The organism is Flavobacterium limnophilum (genome assembly GCF_027111315.2).
Taxonomy (GTDB): Bacteria; Bacteroidota; Bacteroidia; order Flavobacteriales; family Flavobacteriaceae; genus Flavobacterium; species Flavobacterium limnophilum.
In genome coordinates this window covers 485,651-510,225 of the sequence record NZ_CP114289.2, presented here as the reverse complement: position 1 = coordinate 510,225, position 24,575 = coordinate 485,651, and the positions used below count along the sequence as shown (strand labels likewise).

Genomic DNA, 24,575 nt, shown 5'->3' with positions numbered 1-24,575 from the left:
TTTTAAGAAACTACCAAAATCTATTTCAATCCAGCCAAACTATGCTCTAAAGTTTCAATCTTGGAAAGTGCATCGGCTTCTTTTTGTCTTTCGTTTGCCAAAACTTTTTCTGGTGCTCCGTTCACAAATTTCTCGTTGGATAGTTTACTTTGAACCGATTTCAAGAAACCTTGCGTGTAAACCAACTCCGCAGTCAGTTTTGCGATTTCTTCTTCAACATTGATGTTTCCTGTAATCGGGATGAAATATTCATTCGATTTTACACGGAAAGACAAAGCGCCATCCACTTTATCCGAAACGTATTCCAAAGAAGTGATGTTTCCTAATTTGGTCACCACTGCATCAAAATAAGTAGATGCTTTATCATTATTCACGACTTTCAATTCAATCGTGTCCTTGAATGGAATGTTCTTGTCTTTTCGAATTGTCCTGATTCCAGAAATCACTTCAATGGTATTTTCGAAATCAGTGATTAATTGCGCATTGAACGGTTTTATTTCTGGCCAAGTTGAAACAATCAAAGCTTCTTCTGGTGTTCTTTCGTCCAATAATTGCCATATTTCCTCGGTCAAGAACGGCATAAAAGGATGCAACAATTTCATGTTGTTTTCCAACATTTCTATGGCTTTCGCCAATGTTACGTTATCGATTGGTTGTTGGTAAGCAGGTTTTATCATCTCCAAGAACCAAGAACAGAAATCGTCCCAAACCAATTTGTAAATTCCCATCAAGGCATCGGAGATTCTATATTTCTCGAAATTGTCTTCGATTTCCAAAAGGGTTTGCTGCAATTTGGCTTCATACCATTCAATTGCTACTTTAGAAGATTCTGGTTGCGGAATCGAATCCGAAACTCCCCAACCTTTTATCAATTTGAAAGCATTCCAGATTTTATTGGTAAAGCCTTTTCCTTGGTTGCACAATTCTTCGTCGAACATAATATCGTTTCCTGCAGAAGCGCTCAAAAGCAATCCCACACGAACTCCATCGGCACCAAATTTTTCGATTAATTCCAATGGCTCAGGCGAATTCCCCAACGATTTCGACATCTTGCGTCTTTGTTTGTCGCGAACCAAACCAGTCAAATACACATTCGAAAATGGTTTTTTGCCTGTATATTCATATCCAGCAATAATCATTCGCGCTACCCAGAAAAACAAAATATCCGGTCCGGTTACCAAATCATTCGTTGGATAATAGTATTTGAAATCTTCGTTTTCAGGATCCATAATTCCACCAAAAACAGACATTGGCCACAACCAAGAAGAAAACCAAGTATCAAGAGCATCAACGTCTTGACGAAGGTCAGAACTTAGAAGTTGGGAGTTAGAAGTTTTTTCTTTGGCTAAAACCAAAGCATCTTCAATATTCTCGGCAACCACGAAATCTTCTTTTCCGTCACCGTAGAAATAAGCAGGAATTTGTTGTCCCCACCACAATTGACGGGAAATATTCCAGTCTCGAATATTGTTCAACCAATGCGCATACGTATTGTTAAAACGAGATGGATGCAATTTGATGTCTCCATCGACCAAAACGGATTTAATGGCTGGTTTTACCAAATCTTCCATTTTCAAGAACCATTGATCTGATAAACGAGGTTCGATTACGGCTTTGGTTCTTTCAGAAGTTCCTACTTTGTTCAAGTGGATTTCGGTTTTTGCTAAATCTCCATTGGCTTCTAATTCTTGAGCAATCTCGGTACGAACCACAAAACGGTCTTTCCCTTGGTAATGCAAACCAAAACTATTTAGAGAGGCATCTTCGTTGAAAATGTCAATGATTTCCAAATTGTGTTTTTCGCCCAAAGCCTTGTCGTTCACATCGTGAGCTGGAGTCACTTTCAAGCAACCAGTTCCAAATTCGATATCAACATATTCATCTTCTATAATCGGAATCACTCTTCCACAAATTGGCACGATTGCTTTCTTGCCTTTCAAATGGGCAAAACGCTCATCGTTTGGATTGATGCAAATGGCAGTATCTCCGAAAATTGTTTCTGGACGTGTTGTAGCAACAGTCAAGAAATCTTCCGAACCTTCGATTTTATATTTCAGGAAATACAATTTTCCTTGTTGTTCTTCATAAATTACTTCTTCGTCGGACAAAGTCGTTTTGGCTTCGGGATCCCAGTTTACCATTCGATAGCCACGATAAATCAATCCTTTGTTGTATAAATCCACAAAAGATTTGATTACCGATGCCGACATATCAGGATCCATCGTGAATTTGGTTCTGTCCCAATCGCAAGAGCAACCCAATTGTTTCAATTGTTCTAGGATGGTTCCACCATATTTGTCAGTCCATTCCCAAGCATGAGCCAAAAATTCTTGACGAGTCAAATCATTTTTGTTGATTCCTTCGGATTTTAATTTGGCCACCACTTTGGCTTCCGTTGCAATCGAAGCGTGATCCGTTCCCGGAACCCAACAAGCGTTAAAGCCTTTGAGACGTGCTCTTCTGATTAAAACATCTTGAATGGTATTGTTCAACATATGTCCCATGTGCAAAACTCCAGTCACGTTTGGCGGAGGAATCACGATGGTGTATGGTGTTCTGTGATCGGGTTCCGAATGGAAATAATTGTTCTTCATCCAGTAGTCATACCACTTATTTTCAATGGTTTTGGCGTCAAATTGTGCAGGAATTGTCATTGTATCGTCTATTTGTTTATTCGGTTATTTGTTTAATCGGTTAAACGAATAACCGAATAAACAAATAAACTTTTCTTTTGGTCTGATTTTTGTAATTCTAATTGAGGACAAAAGTAAATAATTAAGTACAGTATAAAAAGCGAAATAAATAATTGTCCGCTTAATTAAAAAAAGTATTTTTACTAAAAAGAAAATTAAAAAAACAACCATGAAAAATATAGCCACAATAATAGCAATTGTATTGACAAGCAGTTTTGGCTTTGCCCAAAACGGTCCTAAAATTGAATTTAAGGCTAAAGACAATACGATAGATTATGGAACTACCAGCAAAAAAAGTGACAATGGAGTTCGCTCTTTCGAGTTTACCAATACCGGCAATGCCCCGTTGATTATTACCAATGTACTTTCTACTTGTGGATGTGCTGTTCCTACCAAACCAACAGAACCAATCATGCCTGGAAAAACTGGAAAAATTGACATCAAATACAATATGACTCCAGGTCCCATAAGAAAAACAATCACTGTCGAATCAAATGCAGTGAATTATGAAGACGGAAGAATTCCACTAAAAATCAAGGGTGAAGTGATTGCTGATTAATGAAATTTACAAAAAAAATAATCTTATGAAAGCATTACATCATTTCAAAAAAATTGGTTTCTTTCTATTGGTAACAGTTTTTATTTCTTGTTCAGACAATGACGATAGTAGTGGCAAAAATTTAACAGGAACTTGGAGTTGGGTTAGAACCGACGGTGGATTTGCATTTCATATACACGACACACCAGCCTCAACTGGAAAATATATAGATTTAAAATTCACAAGTGATGGTAAATTTTTTTATTACACCAATGGGATTCTTTCAAGTGAAGGAACCTATCAATTTTCTACTCAGAAAAGTATTGTTGACGGCACTTATAAAAAATCAATTGTATTTTCGGTTGGTGGTGAAATGATTATAGCTAAATTAGACAACACCAATTTAGAATTAGATGACAACAATTACGATGGTATTGGAAGCTCCTACACTAGAAAATAATGCCTAATTAAATAAACAAAAATGCTTCTTGCAGAAATGTAAGAAGCATTTTTGTTACACCCTATTTCGAAGTTTGATTATAGATTTTTAATCACAAATTCACTTCTTCTATTAAGTTCGTGCTGTTCTTCAGAACAAGATTCGTCTGTTTTGCATTTTATGATTGGCACCGATTCTCCATACCCTTTGGCTATGATTCTTTTGGCATCAATTCCAGATTCCACCAAATATTCCTTGGTGGATTGGGCTCTTTTTCCAGATAATTCGGCATTGTATTTAAGGTCTCCCCTGGAATCGGTGTGTGAACCAATTTCGACAACCATCTCTGGATATTTCTTCATCAAATCAAAAACTCGGTTCAAAATAACTTTAGATTCTTTTCTGATGTACCATAAATCATAATCAAAATAAATTGGATCTGTTTTGATAATCAAACGGTCTTTGTCTTTCACCACATCTTTTTCTTGTGCCAAAATCTGGTTTACTTTTTCTTTTTTCTTGATTTCAGCCTGAACAACGGCATCCTTTTTTGCTTTAGTTTCTGCTTCTTTTAAAGCAATCAAAGCCAAGGCTTCTTGCTGTTTTTTCTCTTCTTCCAGTTTTTTATTTTCAAGTTTTATAACCTCAAGTGATTTTAATGTCATTGACGCATCATTGGAATAATCTCTAACCTTCCCAGAAACTAAAGCTTTAGAATTATTAGAATAGTTTTCTTTAGAAGCCAAAACCGTATAAGATGATTCACAGGCTACCGTAAAATTAAACTTCCCGTCAGCGGTTGTTGTAACTGAATTAATTTGTTTTTTATTCGAATCTTGAAGCGCAACAACTGCATTTTCTAAAGGCAATTTTGTATCAACATCGGTAATTATTCCAGAAACAAACTGCTTGCAATCTTCGATTAGTAAAGCTTTGATTTCATTGAGTTGATAAATATCGTCACTGCCTTTTCCTCCTGCCCTGTTCGAAGAAAAATAACCTTCTTTAGTGTCGGAATCGATATTAAATGCAAAATCATCCAAATTCGAATTTATTGGCAATCCGACATTATTCGCTTTGTTGTATGTTCCATTTTCCATTTCGGACACAAAAACATCCAGCGAACCATATCCTAAATGTCCGTCGGAAGCGAAATAAAGTTTGTTGTCTTTAGAAACAAATGGAAATTGCTCTCTTTTATCGGTGTTTATTCCAGCTCCTAAATTTTGGGGAGTTCCGAAAGCGCCTTCATTTACCGCCACCGAAAAAATATCCAACGAGCCTAATGTTCCCGGCATATCGGAAGCAAAATACAATGTTTTTTCATCGCTGCTCAAGGCAGGATGTTCTACTGAATAATTGTCGCTATTGAACGGCAATGAAGTTTCGTTCGTCCATTTTCCGTTGACCAATTCGGCTTTAAAAATTTGAAGATTGGAGATTTTTTCTTCGTTCTTGCCTCTTCTACCGTTTTTAAAATTATTTCGCGTGAAATAAATGGTCTTTCCGTCTTTCGTGAAAATAACATTCGATTCGTGCATCGAGGTTTTTAATTCTTTGGGGAAATAATATTTAATGGAATCCTTTGAATTTATATTTTTCATTGGCACTGAAACCAGGTTCAAATAGGTTTCGTTATCCCATTTATAAACTTTGTCAAATAATCCCGCTTTCTTTTTCACGGAAGCAAAAACCAGACTATCGTTGTGTTTTACGGCTCCAAACTCTGAATTTTCGGTATTGAAAGCTATGTTTTTAATTTCGAATCGGTTACCTATTGCGGAAACATTTTCCAACGTTTTAGTATCGCTTTCAAAGTTGATTAAATCCTGGGCATTGGTCGATTTTGAATAATATTCTTTCAAAGCGGCATTGGCTTCTTCATGGGAATTGGTCGCTTTTAAAGTTTGCGCAAATTTGAAATAGTAATTCCTGTCCAAATCCTGATTGTAACTTTTGATCAAAAGACGATAATAACGCTGTGCTTTTTTTAAATCATTGGTATAATAATAACTATCCGCCAAATTCCTGACCGCTTCAGCAGAGGGTTTTTCGGAAACTATTTTTTCATACAAGGGAATGGATTCTGTGTAATAGGTTCTGTCAAAAAAGCGTTTTGCTCTTTCCAATTCTTGGTCTTGGGCATTTATAAACTGTATTGAAAATACGAATATAATAACGAGTAATTTTTTCATATTTTTCATTTTAGAAGAATCTTGGTGATTTATCATATCCTTTTCCTAATAAATCCAAATCAAAAAGCAATAGTATTTCGTGCGTTCCGGAATTGAACTGGCCGAGATTGGAAGTCGTGTAATCGTATGCATAACCCACTCGCAAATTTGGTGTGACATTTACATTCATCAAAGCACTAAAAGCATCATCCAATCGATAAGCAATTCCCAATTCGAACTTGTTGTTGTACAAAACATTAGCCGAAACATCAAACGAAACGGGCGATCCTTTTACAAATTTTGACATAAAAGCAGGTTTCAACTTGAATGAATCATTGATTTGAAAAACATAACCGGCAGTCAAAAAAGCGTGAATTTCTTCGGAACCGTAAGTGCTAATTCCTGCTTTTTCTTCGATATGTTTGGAATTAATCAAGTTCGGCACCGACAAACCCACATAATATTTATCGGCAAAATAGTAAGCTCCCACACCAATATTAGGTTTGGTGGTATTGATATTTTCAGAAAATGCCAAATCGGTTGTCACGTCACCACTTTCAAAACGGAATCCGTTAAAATTAGCCTGCAATGAAGTAAATCCTGCTTTCATCCCAAATGACAATTTATTTTTGCCGCCCAGTTCAAGAATATAAGCAAAATCAGCATAGAAATTATTTTCCTTTTTGGCACCATCACCAATATCATCTGAAATTAATGACAAACCAACCTCAATTTTATTACTCAGGGCAGTATGTCCGAAAAAAGTAAAGGTCTTAGGAGAACCAACCGCTCCAACCCATTGTGTTCTATACAAAGCTCCCGTGTTCAACATAGCTGCTGTTCCTAAGGCATAAGCTGGATTTACCACGCTCATATTATACATATAATGCGTGTATTCAGGATCTTGCTGCGCAGATACGTCAATGAAACAACAGAAAAAACTTAGGAGAAATATTATTTTTTTCATTTAAAATTATATTAAAAGTGAAGAAATTATCGATTCAAATAAAGACGACCTTGTTGAGGCGACTTATTGTCTTTATTGAAATTGACAATATAAAAATAGACTCCGTTTGGCGCCATTGCATCACCAAAACCAGCTGATTCAGCATTTTTTCCGTCCCAATTGGGTTTGCTTTTGTTGCCTTTAAACATTATGTTTCCGTATCTATTATAAATTTCAAGCGTGTAATCTGGGTATAAAAACTCAATTTGTGGAATTGTGAAATAGTCATTCACGCCATCTCCATTGGGAGAAAATCCGTCAGGGATAAAGAAATCATATTGCGAAGTCGTACAATCAGTGAGCGAAACGGTTACGGCAAGATGATTTTTCGAAAAACAACCAGTGACGGTTGAGAAATCAAATCCATAATATGTTATTTTATCCTTCAACAACGTTGTGCCGATCAAAACGTTTCCGTTGGTTGCTGCATCATACCAAACTATCGAAGCGGGAACATTGGTGTTCGCTGATAAATCTGAAATCTTTGGCTGGTTGATTCCACAAAAAATTTGCCCATCTTGATTTAATGTAGGTTCTGGCAGAACATTTATTGTAACGGCAACCATTGTCGATGCCGAAAGACACGAGTTGGTTAGCGGTTTTTCCCGAACATAATAATTTCCCGAAACCAATACGGCGGAAGTGGCAAGAGGCGTTGTGGCTGTTGCCGAATCAAACCATTGATATTGTGGGCCAATTGGAGTTAAATTAGCAATTGTGGCTGCATCAGTTTCACAAAACTTTTGAATACTTGTTGCTATTGGTGCATTTGGAATGGGATTTATTAAAAAAACATCCGACAAATTACTAATTATGATACCACAAGTCGTGTCATCGTTTAACAAATTTGTTATGGCAATGTTTGTGGAACCAGTTTGCGTCAGTAAATTGGAAGGAATAATAAAGTTTGCATTTCCGCCACTAACAACTAACGAGACTGTTTGCGTTGCCACATTAGCCCCCGACAAAGTGTAGCCAATAGTACTATTTGTCAAAGTTCCCAAACCTGAAAGCGCAACCGAAAACGGCTTATTCAAACAATTATCGTCTACCACAATTTTTAAATTTGTGGCATCAGGCAAAGGATTTACCAGCATTGTTCCGCTACTATTTGCCGTATTGGTACATTTGGTAATTGCATTCGTTATTTTTGAAATGGTAACCACCGTATTTCCGTCATTTACAATAAAATTTGACGAAATGGTAAAACTGGAAACGCCTCCAACCACTGTTATCCGGACTGTTTGGGCAGTTGCAATGTTAGAAACTGTCAAATTATAAACGATGTCATAAGTACCGTCTGCTAAAAGAGCAGCATCTGAAATTTGGACTAAAGCACTATTGTTTTGACATACTGGATTGATTGTTAATTTTGCTCCATCTAAAACAGGGATTGGATATACGTGCAAAACATCATACAAATTGTTTATAATATTATGACAAGCACCTTCACTTTCAAAAGCCGTAATATCTAAAATCTCAACGGTAAAATCTCCAACTTGTTTAAAATATTTCGAAGCCACCGAAAAATTTAAAACGCCATTATTAAAAGTCAACAATTCCGTTTTTGTTTCTCCTGCTGATCCTGATACATTATAAGTCACATAATACAGCCCATTCGGAATAACCGCCGGTCCTTTTTTGAGTACAGCCGAATAAGTTGCCGTTGGAATTTCGGACTCGCATATATCTGAATTCACTACCAAAGTAGCACCGGTAAAATCAAGTCTCTTCTCGATTTTAATTCTTACGGTAGCCGATTTTTTATCACAAATAGGGTTATTTGGCAAAACGGTATAGGTAAAAGTATATAATCCGGCACCATAAGTATCATTGATTTTTTTAACATCAATAAAATGATCATCTAAAAAAGTAATTTGTCCAGTCCCATTATTATCAGTCCAAGTTCCCCCTGCATCTTCGCCCCCAAGTTGGCTATTCAAATCAAGATTGGAATATACCGACAAATCATCACTGTCGCATAACAACAATCTGGAAGGAATACCAGGTTGTGCAGCTCTAAAAACGGAAACAAATGCTGTTGAGGAAACCGCTGGACAAGATCCAATTGCTGGAATAGAATAAGTAAATTGATATGTTTTTCCCAATTCTAAGGTTGCAGCATCAATCACGCTGGAGACAGGAATACCCAGCGTATCATTATACCAACTGCCATTGGATTGTGGACTTAAATTACTGCCATTAAAAACTTGAAAGAGATTAAAAGCACGGTCATCGCTACACACAGATGCATTCGGCCCGGTAACACCCGAATATCCACCTACTATAACTGTTATCGTTGACGAAGTGTCGGCACAACCTGAAACGCCTGAAACCGTATAAGTATATTTATAAACTCCACTTCTAAGTATTTTCTGGACGTTTAAAATCCCAGTTGCGACATTCAATCCTCCCGACAAATAATCATCTGTCCAAATACCGCCAGGGGTTGCAGTAACTCCCAACAAAGGATACAATGCTATTGATTGGCTGCCGGGATCGGGAATATTACACACCTCAAAATCAGCATCATTGCCAGCACATTGCCCCAAATTTTTAGTTGGAATTAAAAATAAAAGAAGAAAAAATATATTTAAAACGTAGTATTTTCTATCCATAAATTAATATAATTTTTTGTTAAAATTAATACTTTAATTCAAACAACTGTCCAAAAAAATTTTTATTCTGTATTTTTTTACAACACGTTCAATAATTGAAATTTGATTTTAAGAAGTTGCCCATTTCTTTCGACTTCTAAAGTAATCCATCTTTCTTCTTCCGATTTTAAAATTGAATTGATTTTTTCCAACGAATATTTGTGGGCAGGAACTCCATTTATGTTAACCAAAACATCGTCTTTTTGTATCCCGCTGAGAGCCGCTGTTGAATTTTTTCGAACATTTGCAATTATGTAAACCGGCTTTAACTCAAATTTATATTTAAAATTATTCATGAGATTGGTCCCTTCGGATAATGGGACAGTTTCGAGGCGAACCGTTTCCTGAACCCATTGCAAACCATAATGTTGCAGTTCAATTCCACTTTTGTTGTAGCTAAAAGGAGAATTAAAATGACTGTTTTTCTTCAAAAACATCTTTTGATTAGGGTAATCAAAAACAATATTGAATCTTTTTAAAATTTCTGCACCTATTGAACCTGTACGATTCACGACCATTCTCACATTTTTAATTGAAGTCGAATCAGGAAAAGCAACAATTGGATTATCAAATTCATATTTCGAAAAAGTAAATTTTTTAATCTGGGCCCTTTTCCCTTCCACATCTCCACTAAAACCTTTTCCCAGATAATCCTCGAAATTTTTTGCCGGAATATTTATCGATTTTTTACTGTTTTCGAAAAGCCAAATTGCGTCACTATTGCCAATATCAACCAATAACTTTACGGGAATTTCCTTGCTATTCATCACCACACTACCCGTAATATAAGGTTTCAATCTTTCGACAGTAATGGATACAATCTGAAATTTTTTTTCTATTTTTTTCCTGTTTTTATCAATATCCTTATAGACTGTCACTCTCTTTTTTTCGTAATTGATTTCAATTAAATTGTTTTTCAAAAAATTGTATCCAATAATACCGTTCACAGGAATTCCTACATGAGATGACAGGTTAAAATTTTGATCTAAAACGATATACAACAAATGATTTGTAGACTTGAGTCCGGGAATTTCCAAGGTATTATTCTTGGATTTCAATCCTTCGATAGAAGTTTCACTACCCAAACCCCTCAAAGTTATTTTTTCAACATTAAAGAAACTAACTTCTTTTTTGTCGTCCATGCTAAACAAAAGAGTCTCTTCAACACCGGAATCCAACAAAAAATTCAGTTCTATCCCATTGACTTTTATGGGAATAAATATCAAATTATTGATCAATTTAAAAGGAATAACCACTTTATCCATATCTTTTTCAAACAGAAACCCTTCTTGACCCAAAGTAGGCAAGGCAAAAAGAAATAAGAAACATAAAATGACAGCTTTTTTCATCAGAATTGTTTGTATAAAGTTAGCAAATAATTAACAAAAAACATTCTTTTAACGTCAAATTAAGAGGATTGACTCTCCCAAATTTGAAAAAAAAATCGCAAATTTGCAGCAAATTTTACAATCATGCCTGAAATTTCAATCAGAGGTCGAAGAATGCCCGAATCGCCAATCCGAAAATTGGCTCCTTACGCAGATATAGCTAAAAAGAAAGGCCACAAAGTTTATCATTTAAACATAGGTCAACCCGATATAAAAAGCCCGGAAATTGCCATCGAAGCCATAAAAAATATTGATTTAGACATTATAGAATATGGCCCTTCGGCTGGATACGAAAGTTATAGAAAAAAACTGGCCAAATTTTACACCAAACAAGATGTAAAAGTAGCTTTTGAAGACATCATGATAACCACGGGTGGTTCTGAGGCATTATTGTTTGCGCTTGGAAGTATTATGGATCCAGGAGATGAAGTCATTATTCCCGAACCTTTTTATGCCAATTACCATGCTTTTTCCGAAGAATCAAGTGCGACTGTAATTCCCGTGATTTCGAATATCGAAAGTGGATTTACCCTTCCAACCATTGAAGAATTTGAAAAAGCGATCACCCCAAAAACCAAGGCAATTTTAATTTGTAATCCTAATAATCCAACTGGATATCTGTATTCGGAATCAGAAATCAATCAATTGGGTGAATTAGTACAAAAACACGATTTATTTTTGATTGCTGATGAAGTATATCGCGAATTCATATATGACGAGAGAGACAAACACTTTTCCGTGATGAACCTAAAAGGAATCGAACAAAACGTAATCATGATTGATTCGGTTTCCAAAAGATACAGTATGTGTGGAGCTCGCATTGGCTGCATGGTAACTAAAAACAAGGAAGTTATAGCCGCCGCAATGAAATTTGCCCAAGCTCGTTTATGCCCGCCAACCATTGAACAAATTGCTTGTGAAGCGGCAATAGACACCCCTCAAAGCTATTTTGACGAAGTAATTTCGGAATACAAGGAGCGAAGAGACACCTTGATTTCCGAATTAAATAAAATAGAAGGCGTTGTAGTAACGACTCCAAAAGCCGCTTTTTATTGCATTGCCCAATTGCCTGTGGACAATACCGACGATTTTGCACAATGGCTGCTCGAAAGTTACAATTCGAATGGAGAAACCGTGATGGTAGCTCCAGCTGGAGGATTTTATTCGACTCCAAACGTTGGTTTAAACCAAGTTCGTATTGCCTATGTCTTGAAAAAAGAAGACTTGACTCGCGCCGTACAAATTCTTAAAGATGCCATCACGATCTACAATTCCGAAAAAAAGCATTTGGTATTAAATAGCGCTAACAGCTAAAATAAATTAATAATAAAAGCCATCGAATTTCTTTGGCTTTTATTAATTATCTTTACCCCCTTAAATTTATACACCACCATAATAGCAACTTTTGATGATAAACAACGAAGAATTTCATGACGAAATAGGAGACAATCATATTAGTTTAAACGCAAAAAATCCAGTCAGAGAAGACGCTTTCAATATTACTGACGATCAAAAAATTGAAAGAATAAAAAAGGATGTCGAAAACATCCTGCTTACACTTGGGATGGATTTGACTGATGACAGCCTTAAAGGAACTCCCAATCGTGTGGCCAAAATGTTTGTGAAAGAAATTTTTGGAGGACTGAATCCTGCCAGAAAACCAAGCGCTTCCACTTTTGAAAATGGCTATAAATATGGCGAAATGTTGGTCGAAAAAAACATCACCCTCTACTCTACCTGCGAACACCATTTGCTTCCCATAATAGGAAGAGCCCATGTGGCCTATATCTCGAAAGGAAGAGTCATTGGATTATCCAAAATAAATAGAATCGTTGAATTTTATGCCAAAAGACCTCAAGTTCAAGAGCGTTTGACAATGCAAATTGTGCAAGAATTACAAATCGCTCTTGGAACCGAAGACGTTGCTTGTATTATAGATGCCAAACACCTTTGCGTGAATTCCAGAGGAATAAAAGACATCGAAAGCAGCACCGTAACAGCTGAATTTGGCGGACAATTTAAAGACGAACAAACTCGCAGAGAATTATTGGATTACATTAAATTGGAAACAAAATTTTAGTCCTCTCCCCGACCCTCTCCAAAGGTGAGGGAGTGAAGACTGGAAAATAAAAATTCAGCAAAAAATAAATTTATTATCAACAACACATTCACCTCTCTACTCCCTTCCCTTCAGGGAGGGCTGGGGTGGGGAAAACCACAAACAACAATGCCTTTATACAAAACCCAAACCTTAAAAATATACAATTCTCTTTCAGGAGAAAAAGAAGTTTTTACGCCAATTCACGAAGGAAATGTAGGAATGTATGTTTGCGGACCAACGGTTTACAGCAATGTGCATCTTGGAAATGTGCGCACTTTTATGTCTTTTGACGTAATCTATAGGTATTTTTTGCATTTGGGTTACAAAACCCGTTATGTTAGAAACATTACCGACGTTGGGCATATAGTGGATGACGTGGATGATGGCGAAGACAAAATTGCCAAAAAAGCACGATTGGAACAACTTGAACCAATGGAAGTTGTGCAACAATATACCGTTGATTTTCACGAAATATTGAATTTATTCAACTTTTTGCCGCCAAGTATCGAACCAACTGCAACGGGTCATATTATAGAACAAATTGAAATTGTCAAAAAAATTATTGACAATGGATTGGCTTATGAAGTTAATGGTTCCGTGTACTTTGACGTTGTAAAATACAACAAGACCAACAATTACGGTATTTTAAGCGGTCGAAATATTGAAGATATGTTGGCCAACACCAGAGACTTGGACGGTCAAGGCGACAAAAAAAATGCACAGGATTTTGCCCTTTGGAAAAAAGCAGAACCACAACATATTATGCGATGGCCTTCGCCTTGGAGCGACGGTTTTCCTGGTTGGCATTTGGAATGTACTGCAATGAGTACCAAATATTTGGGCAATCATTTTGACATTCACGGCGGTGGAATGGATTTAAAATTTCCGCACCATGAATGCGAAATAGCACAAAATCAAGCTTGCACGGGTCATACGCCTGTAAATTACTGGATGCATGCCAATATGCTGACTTTGAATGGCAAGAAAATGGCAAAGTCAACTGGAAACAACATCTTGCCAAGAGAGATTCTAACTGGAGAAAACCCAAATTTAAGCAAGGCATTTTCGCCAAGTGTGGCTCGCTTTTTTGTGCTTCAGGCTCATTATAGAAGCAATCTCGATTTTACCAATGACGCTATTCTTGCTGCCGAAAAAGGATTTTACAGATTAATGGAAGCCGTGGATGGATTGGCAGCAATCAAGCCAAGCTCATCTTCTACCCTAGATATTGCAAGCTGGAAACAAAATTGTTATGACGCCATGAATGACGATTTCAACAGTCCGATTTTGATTGCACAACTGTTTGAAGGCGTTCGTTTTATCAATTTATTAAAAGACAATTCTGCCATGCTTACTGCTGAAGATTTGAAAAATTTCACAAAAACAATGAATGCTTTTGTATTCGATGTTTTGGGTTTAAAAGATGAAAAAGCAATTGGAAACAACAACGACAAACTAGAAGGAGTTATTCATATGTTAATCAATATGCGAATGGAAGCCAGAGCCAACAAAGACTTTGCCATGTCAGACCAAATTCGAGATCAATTGATTGCTTTGGGAATTCAATTGAAAGACGGTAAAGAAGGCACGACATTCAGTGTCCAGTAATCTGTTATTTTGTGGTCACGAAGGATTTCAAATTGTAACTTCTAAAAGATGATGTCAAAAATCCTCATTTATCCATTTGTATTGCTCGTCAGATTCTACCAATCTGCCATATCTCCATTTACGCCGGCAGCTTGCAGATTTGAGCCCACATGCTCGAGCTACATGATCGAAGCCTTGCAAAAACACGGTTTATTTTATGGAGGTTATTTAGGAATCAAAAGAATCTTGAGTTGTCATCCTTGGGGAAAAAGCGGTTATGATCCCGTTCCAGAAAAAGAATGTTCGCACAAACATTAACTTTTTATAAAGACATACTCTACTTTAAATATTTATTTTTACAACAATATAAAACATTTACTATATGGCACACGCTTTAAACATAGTTTGGAATCCATCGGAAGGGATTGATTTAGGTTTTTTTGTAATTCGGTTTTACAGCCTAATGTTTGTAATCGCCTTTGGATTGGGTTGGTACATCATGAAAAACATTTTTGAACGTGAAAATGAATCTGTAGAAAAATTGGACACCTTGTTTATTTGGACAGTTTTGGCCACATTGATAGGAGCCAGACTAGGACATGTTTTGTTCTATGATTGGGAATATTATCGCAATCATTTATTGGAAATATTTTTGCCTTTTAGATTCAGTCCCAATTTTGAATTTACCGGTTTCCAAGGATTAGCAAGCCATGGAGCTGCAATATCCATCATAATAACCATGTATTATTACAGCAAAAAAATATTAAAGAGACCCCAAATGTGGATTTTGGACAGAATAGTAATTCCTGTATCAAGCGGCGCTATTTTTGTAAGATTGGGGAATTTTTTCAATTCGGAAATTGTTGGCAAAGAAACTGATTCTGACTTTGGAATAAAATTCGTTAGGGACTATTTCACTCCAAATGATGCCGTAAATGCAACCAAAATTGCAAACCCAAAAGAGGCTTATCACGCCATAGCCACAGATCCAAAATTTTCAGAATTATTACAGCAAGTTCCCGTAAAACATCCGGCACAATTGTACGAAGCAGTTTGCTACATCTTTGTTTTTGCCTTATTGTTTTTCTTGTATTGGAAAACAAATGCAAGAGAAAAAAGCGGTTATTTATTTGGTCTATTTCTAGTGCTTTTGTGGTCTATCCGTTTTATTGTAGAATATGTGAAAGAAAGCCAGGGTGGTTTTGAAAGCGCATTGGGATTATTCTCGACAGGACAATGGTTGAGTATTCCATTTATCCTCGTTGGGCTATATTTTGTTTTTACGTCCGAAAAACCAGTTAAAATATAAAACCATAATTGATAAAAAAGTTTCCTGATTTGGAAGCTTTTTTTGTTTTATCGTTTTAAAGAAAAATGGGAATTGAATTTTTTGGTGATTCCTTGTTCAGAATATTCAACCGTAAACCAATAATCCGCAGCAGGCATTGGTTGCCCAATATAAGTACCATCCCAGCCAGAACCTTTTGGACTTATATCTTTCAAGAGTTTACCGTATCGGTCAAAAATATAAATTCTCGAAGCCACTTGATCTTTCAAATCAAAAATATTCCAAGTATCATTATAAGTGTCGCCGTTTGGCGTAAAATATTTAGGATAACCAATTACCAAGACATTGGTTTCCGTTATTTGAGTACTGCAACTATTCACATCTTTCACCGTAATGGAATGCATTCCATAAGCCACGTTCTCAAAAACAGGACTAGTCTGGAATGGGCCAGAATCCATTTGATATAAATAATTCCCAGAACCTGTTGCCACAATGGTAACTATTTGATTTTTTGTGAATGCATCGGTAACTGTCCAATCCATAGCCACTAAAGTATTGGATGGATTTACGGTAACATTAATGGTTTTTACCGTAGCGCATTGCGGCGCATCTGGAGTAAAAACATAAGCACCATTGGTTGTGTTGTCAATGCTTGATGGCATCCAATTTCCCGTAATTCCATTTGGCGACATAGTATCCAAATTAGGAGGTGTACTTCCGGAACAGATTGACAAATCCACAAAACTAGGTTCAACAAGTGGGTTTACAACGATTGTTAGCGGCGTAGTGGTAGCACATTGCCCTGAAGATGGTGCAAAAATATAGGTAGTTGTAGTCGTATTATTCAAGGAAGGAGACCAAGTTCCGTTGATTCCATTGTTGGAAAGGGTTGGCAAAGGCGCTAAAATATCACCAGAACAAATTGGCCCCACTCCATTAAATGTTGGTGTAACATTAGTATTCACGGTTATAGACATAGTAGTCGTAGTGGCACATTGTCCAGCAGTTGGGGTAAAAGTGTATAAAGTCGTTGCCGTGTTATTCAAGGCTGGTGACCAAGAACCCGTAATTCCGTTATTGGAAGTAGTTGGTAAAGCCAACAAAGTACCGCCTGAACATATTGCCCCTATTTGCGTAAAAGTGGGCGTTAGAACTGGATCAATTCTTATCGATGCAGTGGTCGGGGTAGCCGAAACACAGGACTGACCCGGTGTTGGTATAAAAGTATAATCAGTAGTTCCCAGTGTCGATGTATCAACAGGAAAAGGGCTCCAAGTTCCAGTTATCGGAGTAGCATTAGAAGAAATCAAAGGCAAAACCGGTGCTGGAGCTCCTTGACAAACAACGGCTGGAATGCCCGAAAATGTTGGACTTACCATTGATGTAACAGTAACGGCTAATGGAGCTGGAATTAAAGCGCAAGGAAACAATATTGGATCCGGTGTAAATACATAATTTCCACTGGCGGTGTTGCTAATTGTTGCAGGTGACCAAGTTCCCGATATGCCTTCCAATGATGTTGCAGGCAAGGATGGAGCAGGAGTCCCTGAACAAAAAGAAGGGATTGGAGTGAATTTTGGCGCTATGCTTTGGGCGATAGTACAAGTAGAATTACAGGTAACCGAAATTGATTTTACACAAGGAAGTCCCAATACCGATAAAATAGTAAATTTTACAGTTGTACCCGGTCCAGGAACTGGAACATCAAAATGTGATGGAGCAACTTGAAACCCCGTTACTAATGGTTCTCCTGCTACTGAATACGAATAATTATACCCTAAATATCCAATTACATTATTCCAATCAAAAGCTACGGATGTAGGTGTTGTGTTAGCCGCATCACAAAACAATGTCAGTACACCACCTGAATCTGCAACCACATTAACCACAATTGGGGTACGAGGTGTACTCTCTACACCAGCAACAGTTTCGGTGACATAATAAGTCGTTGATCCCACTGTGGTTGTGCTTGGTGTAGGCGCACCCGGCAATGCAATCCCTCCTGATAATCCAGCATACCAAGTCAAAGTTCCTCCTCCAGAAGGTGTCGCCGTTAATGGTACTGCAACACTATTTTGGCATAGATAAACAGGAGTCGTGACTATTGGTGGTACTGGAGCAAGCCCCATATTTGCAAAACCACTAATACCGCTTTTAGCGAATGTACTTGAACTCGATAAAATAGTAATCAAAAACAGAAAAACGAACAACTTGATTAGTTTTTTCATCATTTTTGGTTATTTTAGGTTGCAAAAATTTGGTGGAATTATAGCAATATTTAGTAAATATATAAAATTTGACTCTTCAATAAAACTAATTCTATAAATTTTGTCCAACTAACAATAGAACAACTCATATTCCAGTAAAACAATTCCAAAAAAAAGACCCGAAATTTCGGGTCTTTTAAAAATATTTAAAACTTAATTCAATTAAGCGTTGTGCTCTTCTTCAATTCTTTTGTGTTCCTCTGCTGAAATGGTGTCACACAAAACTGGAGTAGCAATAAATAGTGAAGAATAAGTTCCCACTACTATACCCACCAACATTGCGAAGATAAATCCACGGATAGAATCTCCACCAAAAACAAACATGATCAACAATACCAAAATCATCGTCAAGGAAGTATTGATGGTTCTTGACATTGTACTATTAATGGATTGGTTTACGATGCTGTTGAAATTACCTTTGGCTTTTCCTCCCAAATACTCACGAACCCTGTCAAACACGATTACGGTATCATTCATCGAATATCCAATTACGGTAAGAATCGCAGCGATAAAGTGCTGGTCAATCTCCATTCCGAAAGGCATAAATTTGTAACACAAAGAGTAAATACCCAATACGAAAATAACGTCATGCGCAACGGCAGCAATCGCTCCCAAACTGTATTGCCATTTTCTGAAACTGATTACCAAATACAAACCTACAATAATCATTGCACCAAGAACAGCCCAATAAGCATTGGTTTTGATGTCTTCCGCAACTGTAGGACCCACTTTTGAAGCTTGTAGAATACCTAGTTTTTTACCATCGTAAGCATTTACAAATTTATCATAAGTCAATCCGGCTGAATAATGTTGTTTCAAATTTTCGTACAATAATTTGTTCACTTCTTCGTCCGCTTCACTTCCATGCTCTTGAACCTTATATTTGGTCGTTATTTTCAATTGATTATCATTACCAAAGACTTTTACCTCGGCACTTCCGTCAAAAACTTTACCCAATTCTGCTTTTACTGTTTCTACTTCAACAGGTTTTTCAAAACGCACTTGAAAAGTTCTTCCTCCCACAAAATCCACACCTTGATCCAAACCGTTGGTCGCCAATGAATAAATACTCACAATTGTAACAATTGCCGAGAAAGCATAAGTCCATTTTTTTACTCCCAAGAAATCGAAATGGAAATTGGTAAAGAAATTTTTAGAGAATCCTGTAATGAATGATAATTTATCACTTTTGGCAGCACTCCAATCCAAAAATATTCTGGCAATAAAGATAGAAGTAAACAATGAGGTAATTATACCTATCAACAATGTAGTTGCAAAACCTTTAATTGGTCCTGAACCAAAAATAAACAATACGGCACCTGTCAAAACGTGAGTTACGTTGGCATCAACAATAGAACGCATCGCTCCTTTCCAACTATAGGAAGCGGCAATGGCTTCTGGCAATGTTTTTCCGGAACGCAATTCTTCTTTCGCCCTTTCGTAAATAATGATATTCGCATCCACTGCAGTTCCCATCGTCAAAACGATACCGGCAATACCAGGTAATGTTAGCACAGCACCTAAACTCGCCAAGATTCCGAACAAGAACAATAAATTGACTGCCAATGCAATATTGGCATACCAACCCGCTTTACCATAATAAATCATCATCCAAAGTGACACAATAAGCAATCCTAAAAGAGCTGAATTAGTACCATTGTCAATGGCTTCTTGACCCAAGGATGGTCCAACCACTTCCGATTGAATAATATCTGCAGCAGCAGGAAGTTTACCTGCTCTAAGAACGTTGGCTAAATCTTTAGTTTCTGAAATTTCGAAAGTACCCGAAATTTCTGATCTTCCACCAGAAATTGGACCGCTGGAAACACCCGGTGCAGAATATACCACATTATCCAAAACGATGGCAATATTGCTTTTTTGAGTATAAGCTCTACCTGTCAATTCTTCCCAGATTTTTGCTCCTTTACCGCTCATTTGCATGGAAACGGCTGGTTTTCCCATTTGGTCAAATGTATCGCTTGCATCAGTAACAACTCCACCGCTCATGGCAGCTACATTGTCACGATTTCCTCTCAATGCATATAATTCTACCGCTTCAATGTTTTTACCTTTTTCATCTTTGATTGAAGTTGGTTTTCCCCAAACAAATTTTGCATACTTTTGGTTTGCACCCAATAAAATTCTAACATCAGCTCTTCTTAAATAACCTCCAACAGTAGCGGTGTCTTTTGGTGAAAACAAGCCCAAAACTGGACCTCCACCTTGACCGATAATTTTATCCAATAAAGGATTGTTTCCTTTTTTATCAGTTGCAGTATCTTTTGCATTTGTCAACAAAGCACTTATGGAATCTTTAACCACGGCTTTAGTTTCAACTTTCGCAACTTCAGTTTTTTTCAATGACTCATTTGCAGCCATCAAGAAATTTCCAATCTCTTCGATTTTGTATGTTTCCCAAAACTCTAACTGAGCCGTACTTTGCAATAACCTTTTAATTCTATCTACATCTTTTGCACCCGGAAGTTCCACAAGAATTCTTCCAGTTTCACCTAATTTTTGAATATTGGGTTGAGTTACACCAAACTTGTCGATACGCTCTCTCAAAACACCAAAAGCACTATCAACTGATTCGTCAACTTTTTTTCTGATCACTTTTTTAGCTTCAGAATCAGTCATTCTAAAATCAATCCCTCCTTCTCCTTGCAAAGTTTTATTGGCAAAAATATCTGGAGAAGCCAGTTTTACTGTTCCTTTTGAATTGGCTTCGAAAGCTTCGAAAAAAGCATCAATATAGGTCTGGTTTCCCTCTTGATTAGCACTGGCATCGGCCAAAGATTTATTAAAAACCGGGTTTTTTGAATTATTGGACAAGCCTTTCAAAACGTCTTTAACCGAGATTTGCAATATCACGTTGATACCACCTTCCAAGTCAAGTCCTTTGTTGATTTGTTTGTCTTTTACTTCATTGAAAGTAAAATTGGTAAATCCAAGATTGAATACGCTTTCTTTACCTATGGAATCCAAATATTTCAATTCTTTATCCGGATTTCCGTTAGCAAAAGATTTTGCATCACTTTTAACTTTGTTGGAAACAAAAGTGAAAGAAAGTTGGTAAATACTTACCAATGCAAATAGAATTGCGAAAAATTTAATAAGTCCTTTATTCTGCATTATTACTAAAAATTAATTATTTATTGTATATATTTTTGTTTAAACAATTAAAAAAGAGATTGTTATATATATTTCGTTTCAAAAACAAAACAACTATAACAACAACTTTTTTTATAAACCGAGCAAATATATAATTAACGTAAAGATTAACCAATATATTTATTGATTAATATCAAAAAAAAGACTGCAAAAGTGCAGTCTTTTCATTTTTACCTATATATTATTATGCCAATACTGATTTTAAATCAGCATTCATGTTTCTGACTGCATCGGCACTTTTAGCGAAAGCTGCTTTTTCAGCATCGTTTAATGCAATGTCCAAAATTTCTTCCACACCGTTTTTACCAATGATACAAGGCACTCCGATACAAATATCGTTTTGACCGTACTCTCCTTCAACAAAAACGGAACAAGCAATCATTTTCTTTTGGTCATTCAAGATACTGTCCACCAAATAAGCCACGGAAGCTCCAGGCGCATACCAAGCAGAAGTTCCCAACAAACCTGTCAGTGTAGCTCCACCCACCATGGTTGCAGCCGCTACTTTAGCCAATTCTTCTTCTGACAAGAATTCAGAAACTGGAATTCCGTTGTAAGAAGCCAATCTTGTCAAAGGAATCATGGTAGTATCACCGTGACCACCAATAACCATTGCAGAAATATCATTTGATGGTTTATCCAAAGCTTGTGACAAATAATATCTGAAACGGGAGCTATCCAATGCTCCACCCATTCCGATAACTCTGTTTTTTGGCAAACCTGTGGCTTTCAATGTCAAATAAGTCATTGTATCCATAGGGTTTGAAACCACAACGATAATTGCGTTTGGAGAATGTACCAACACATTATCTGCAACCGATTTTACAATTCCAGCATTGATACCGATCAACTCTTCACGAGTCATCCCCGGTTTTCTTGGAATTCCAGATGTAATTACCACTACATCACTATTGGCCGTTTTTGAATAATCATTGGTAACACCAGAAACTCTAGTATTAAAACCTGTATTGGTAGCACATTGCATGATATCCATTGCTTTACCTTCGGCAAAACCTTCTCTAATATCCAATAATACTACTTCACTTGCAATTCCTCTATAAGAAATTGAATCTGCACAAGATGCTCCCACATTTCCTGCTCCTACAACTGTAACTTTCATTTTGATTTTTTTTAATGTTTATTATTAATTTTATAAAAACTTAATTATGCATCAATATTGGCATAAACAGCATTTTTCTCGATAAATTCTCTTCTTGGTGGCACTTCGTCTCCCATCAACATAGAGAAAACCCTGTCAGCTTCGACAAGACTGTCAATGTTTACCTGACGTAATGTCCTGAAAGAAGGATCCATTGTAGTTTCCCACAATTGTTCCGCATTCATCTCTCCAAGACCTTTATAACGCTGAATAGCGGCACTTCCACCCATTCTGGCATTGGCTTGATCGCGTTGATCGTCGTTCCAAGCATATTCTTTTTTGTTTCCTTTTTTCACCAAATACAAAGGTGGAGCAGCAATATATACGTGTCCTTCTTCGATCAATTCTTTCATGAAACGGAAGAAGAACGTCAAAATTAAAGTAGAAATGTGACTACCATCGACATCGGCATCACACATAATGATTACTTTATGATAACGCAATTTCGAAATATTCAAGGCTTTACTGTCTTCTTCTGTTCCAACAGTTACACCAAGTGCAGTAAAAATATTTCGAATTTCTTCATTTTCAAAAACTTTATGGTGCATCGCTTTTTCGACATTCAAAATCTTACCTCTCAATGGCAAAATAGCTTGAAAAGCACGATCACGACCTTGTTTTGCCGTTCCACCTGCCGAATCTCCCTCGACAAGATACACTTCACATTTTGCAGGATCTTGTTCCGAACAATCCGATAATTTTCCTGGCAATCCACCTCCACCCATTACGGTTTTGCGTTGCACCATTTCACGCGCTTTCTTGGCAGCGTGACGTGCTTGGGCAGCAAGAATCACTTTTTGAACTATAACTCGGGCATCATTTGGATTTTCTTCCAAATAATTCTCTATCATTTCGCTCACGGCTTGACTTACCGGCGAAACAACTTCTCTGTTTCCTAATTTGGTTTTGGTTTGACCTTCAAATTGTGGTTCAGCCACTTTTACCGAAATAATGGCAGTAAGTCCTTCACGGAAGTCATCTCCAGCAATTTCGAACTTCAATTTGTCCAACATTCCAGAAGCGTCTGCATATTTTTTTAAGGCTCTGGTAAGCCCCGTTCTAAAACCTTGCAAATGCGTTCCTCCTTCGTGCGTATTGATGTTGTTTACATAAGAAAAAATATTCTCGGTGTAACTAGTATTGTAAATCAAAGCAACCTCAACAGGAATTTCTCCTTTTTCGGAATCCATAGATATTACGTGAGAAATAATTGGCTCACGGTTTCCATCCAAATAACGAATGTATTCTTTCAATCCTTCATCGGAATGGAAGATTTCCGAAACGAAATTTCCGTCTTTATCTACCTCTCTTTTGTCCGTAAAAGTAATCGTGATTCCTTTGTTAAGGAAAGACAATTCACGCATACGAGCCGACAAAGTATCATAAGAATACTCTATTGTTTGGGTAAAAATAGATGGGTCAGGATAAAAAGTTACAATCGTACCTCTTTTGGTAGTTTCTCCAATTTGTTTTACTGGATAAAGCGCTTTTCCCTTTTCATATTCTTGTTCGTACACTTTTCCATCGCTGCTGTGAACGGTCGCTCTCAAATGGTTTGACAACGCATTTACCACCGAAACCCCAACCCCGTGAAGACCTCCTGAAACTTTATACGAATCTTTGTCAAACTTACCTCCGGCACCAATTTTGGTCATTACAACCTCCAATGCGGAAACGCCTTCTTTTTTATGGATTCCCACCGGAATTCCACGTCCATTATCTTCTACCGAAATGGAACCATCTTCATTTATATCTACTCGAATCGTATCACAATAACCTCCCATTGCCTCATCGATTGAGTTATCCACAACTTCATAAACTAAATGATGCAGTCCTCGAACCCCTACATCTCCAATATACATCGAAGGACGCATTCTTACGTGCTCCATTCCTTCTAACGCCTGAATACTATCTGCTGAATAATTGTCCTTCTTGATTTCTTCGCTCATATTTTTTTTAATCTAAAAATGTATTTTTCGTATAACACGCAAATATAACAAACCATAAAGGATTTTATGATAAAAATCATGTTTTAAGTTGTTAAGTTATTAACATTTTACTAGTTTGTTGTAATAAAAAACGCCCTCGAATGGAGGACGTTTTTAAA

The 24,575-nt window shown here is 36.9% G+C and carries 16 protein-coding genes; 7 read left to right on the top strand and 9 right to left on the bottom strand.

Translation table 11 applies throughout. The features are described 5' to 3' along the window. Nucleotides 1-20 precede the first annotated feature (20 nt). Entirely contained in the window at nt 21-2,654 is a 2,634-nt protein-coding gene (locus OZP13_RS02170) for a valine--tRNA ligase (protein ID WP_281298486.1), read from the bottom strand. 208 nt (nt 2,655-2,862) lie between these two features. Here OZP13_RS02170 and OZP13_RS02165 point away from each other — a divergent pair, with 208 nt between their 5' ends. After that, nucleotides 2,863-3,252: a DUF1573 domain-containing protein gene (locus OZP13_RS02165; protein WP_281298485.1), complete on the top strand. Its 390-nt coding sequence runs from the start codon at nt 2,863-2,865 to the stop codon at nt 3,250-3,252. Nucleotides 3,253-3,277: 25 nt separating this feature from the next. Further along, nucleotides 3,278-3,691, top strand: a complete 414-nt coding sequence (locus OZP13_RS02160; protein WP_269242078.1) for a hypothetical protein — start codon at nt 3,278-3,280, stop codon at nt 3,689-3,691. A gap of 77 nt (nt 3,692-3,768) precedes the next feature. Here the strand turns inward: OZP13_RS02160 and OZP13_RS02155 are convergent, their stop codons facing one another. The 4 genes from OZP13_RS02155 to OZP13_RS02140 form a co-directional block, all read right to left on the bottom strand. Continuing rightward, nucleotides 3,769-5,865: an OmpA family protein gene (locus OZP13_RS02155; protein ID WP_281298484.1), complete on the bottom strand. Its 2,097-nt coding sequence runs from the start codon at nt 5,863-5,865 to the stop codon at nt 3,769-3,771. A gap of 10 nt (nt 5,866-5,875) precedes the next feature. Further along, nucleotides 5,876-6,811: a PorP/SprF family type IX secretion system membrane protein gene (locus OZP13_RS02150; protein ID WP_269242074.1), complete on the bottom strand. Its 936-nt coding sequence runs from the start codon at nt 6,809-6,811 to the stop codon at nt 5,876-5,878. Between the two features lie 26 nt (nt 6,812-6,837). Next, nucleotides 6,838-9,468 (bottom strand): T9SS type B sorting domain-containing protein, encoded by a 2,631-nt coding sequence (locus OZP13_RS02145; protein WP_281298483.1) that lies wholly within the window; start codon nt 9,466-9,468, stop codon nt 6,838-6,840. A gap of 77 nt (nt 9,469-9,545) precedes the next feature. Beyond that, nucleotides 9,546-10,856 carry a retropepsin-like aspartic protease gene (locus OZP13_RS02140; RefSeq protein WP_281298482.1) on the bottom strand — a complete coding sequence of 437 codons (1,311 nt, stop codon included), beginning with the start codon at nt 10,854-10,856 and terminating at the stop codon, nt 9,546-9,548. 123 nt (nt 10,857-10,979) lie between these two features. Between OZP13_RS02140 and OZP13_RS02135 the strand changes: the two genes are divergently transcribed. From OZP13_RS02135 to lgt, 5 genes are all read left to right on the top strand, one after another. Then, entirely contained in the window at nt 10,980-12,209 is a 1,230-nt protein-coding gene (locus OZP13_RS02135) for a pyridoxal phosphate-dependent aminotransferase (RefSeq protein WP_281298481.1), read from the top strand. 94 nt (nt 12,210-12,303) lie between these two features. Next, nucleotides 12,304-12,975: a GTP cyclohydrolase I FolE gene (gene folE / locus OZP13_RS02130; protein WP_281298480.1), complete on the top strand. Its 672-nt coding sequence runs from the start codon at nt 12,304-12,306 to the stop codon at nt 12,973-12,975. A gap of 147 nt (nt 12,976-13,122) precedes the next feature. Continuing rightward, nucleotides 13,123-14,604, top strand: a complete 1,482-nt coding sequence (gene cysS / locus OZP13_RS02125; protein ID WP_281298479.1) for a cysteine--tRNA ligase — start codon at nt 13,123-13,125, stop codon at nt 14,602-14,604. Nucleotides 14,605-14,652: 48 nt separating this feature from the next. Continuing rightward, on the top strand, nt 14,653-14,901 hold the full coding sequence (yidD, locus tag OZP13_RS02120; protein ID WP_281298478.1) for a membrane protein insertion efficiency factor YidD: 249 nt from the start codon (nt 14,653-14,655) through the stop codon (nt 14,899-14,901). A gap of 64 nt (nt 14,902-14,965) precedes the next feature. Further along, nucleotides 14,966-15,892: a prolipoprotein diacylglyceryl transferase gene (lgt, locus tag OZP13_RS02115; protein WP_281298477.1), complete on the top strand. Its 927-nt coding sequence runs from the start codon at nt 14,966-14,968 to the stop codon at nt 15,890-15,892. Nucleotides 15,893-15,939: 47 nt separating this feature from the next. Here the strand turns inward: lgt and OZP13_RS02110 are convergent, their stop codons facing one another. From OZP13_RS02110 to gyrB, 4 genes are all read right to left on the bottom strand, one after another. Next, the gene (locus OZP13_RS02110) at nt 15,940-18,102 is read right to left on the bottom strand and encodes a T9SS type B sorting domain-containing protein (RefSeq protein WP_281298476.1); all 2,163 of its coding nucleotides are present in this window, start codon (nt 18,100-18,102) and stop codon (nt 15,940-15,942) included. Between the two features lie 198 nt (nt 18,103-18,300). Then, a complete protein-coding gene (gene secDF, locus OZP13_RS02105) occupies nt 18,301-21,270 on the bottom strand; it encodes a protein translocase subunit SecDF (RefSeq protein ID WP_281298475.1) in 2,970 nt (989 codons plus the stop codon). A gap of 223 nt (nt 21,271-21,493) precedes the next feature. Continuing rightward, entirely contained in the window at nt 21,494-22,429 is a 936-nt protein-coding gene (locus OZP13_RS02100; protein WP_281298474.1) for a malate dehydrogenase, read from the bottom strand. 44 nt (nt 22,430-22,473) lie between these two features. Next, nucleotides 22,474-24,417, bottom strand: a complete 1,944-nt coding sequence (gene gyrB, locus OZP13_RS02095) for a DNA topoisomerase (ATP-hydrolyzing) subunit B (protein WP_281298473.1) — start codon at nt 24,415-24,417, stop codon at nt 22,474-22,476. Nucleotides 24,418-24,575: the final 158 nt, after the last annotated feature.

Coding starts and splice junctions, on each gene's coding strand:
- gyrB (WP_281298473.1), bottom strand. CDS start 24,417: ATGAGCGAAGAAATCAAGAAGGACAATTATTCAGCAGATAGTATTCAG.
- lgt (WP_281298477.1), top strand. CDS start 14,966: ATGGCACACGCTTTAAACATAGTTTGGAATCCATCGGAAGGGATTGAT.
- cysS (WP_281298479.1), top strand. CDS start 13,123: ATGCCTTTATACAAAACCCAAACCTTAAAAATATACAATTCTCTTTCA.
- yidD (WP_281298478.1), top strand. CDS start 14,653: ATGATGTCAAAAATCCTCATTTATCCATTTGTATTGCTCGTCAGATTC.
- OZP13_RS02160 (WP_269242078.1), top strand. CDS start 3,278: ATGAAAGCATTACATCATTTCAAAAAAATTGGTTTCTTTCTATTGGTA.
- OZP13_RS02145 (WP_281298483.1), bottom strand. CDS start 9,468: ATGGATAGAAAATACTACGTTTTAAATATATTTTTTCTTCTTTTATTT.
- OZP13_RS02150 (WP_269242074.1), bottom strand. CDS start 6,811: ATGAAAAAAATAATATTTCTCCTAAGTTTTTTCTGTTGTTTCATTGAC.
- OZP13_RS02100 (WP_281298474.1), bottom strand. CDS start 22,429: ATGAAAGTTACAGTTGTAGGAGCAGGAAATGTGGGAGCATCTTGTGCA.
- OZP13_RS02165 (WP_281298485.1), top strand. CDS start 2,863: ATGAAAAATATAGCCACAATAATAGCAATTGTATTGACAAGCAGTTTT.
- OZP13_RS02155 (WP_281298484.1), bottom strand. CDS start 5,865: ATGAAAAAATTACTCGTTATTATATTCGTATTTTCAATACAGTTTATA.
- OZP13_RS02135 (WP_281298481.1), top strand. CDS start 10,980: ATGCCTGAAATTTCAATCAGAGGTCGAAGAATGCCCGAATCGCCAATC.
- OZP13_RS02140 (WP_281298482.1), bottom strand. CDS start 10,856: ATGAAAAAAGCTGTCATTTTATGTTTCTTATTTCTTTTTGCCTTGCCT.
- secDF (WP_281298475.1), bottom strand. CDS start 21,270: ATGCAGAATAAAGGACTTATTAAATTTTTCGCAATTCTATTTGCATTG.
- folE (WP_281298480.1), top strand. CDS start 12,304: ATGATAAACAACGAAGAATTTCATGACGAAATAGGAGACAATCATATT.
- OZP13_RS02110 (WP_281298476.1), bottom strand. CDS start 18,102: ATGATGAAAAAACTAATCAAGTTGTTCGTTTTTCTGTTTTTGATTACT.
- OZP13_RS02170 (WP_281298486.1), bottom strand. CDS start 2,654: ATGACAATTCCTGCACAATTTGACGCCAAAACCATTGAAAATAAGTGG.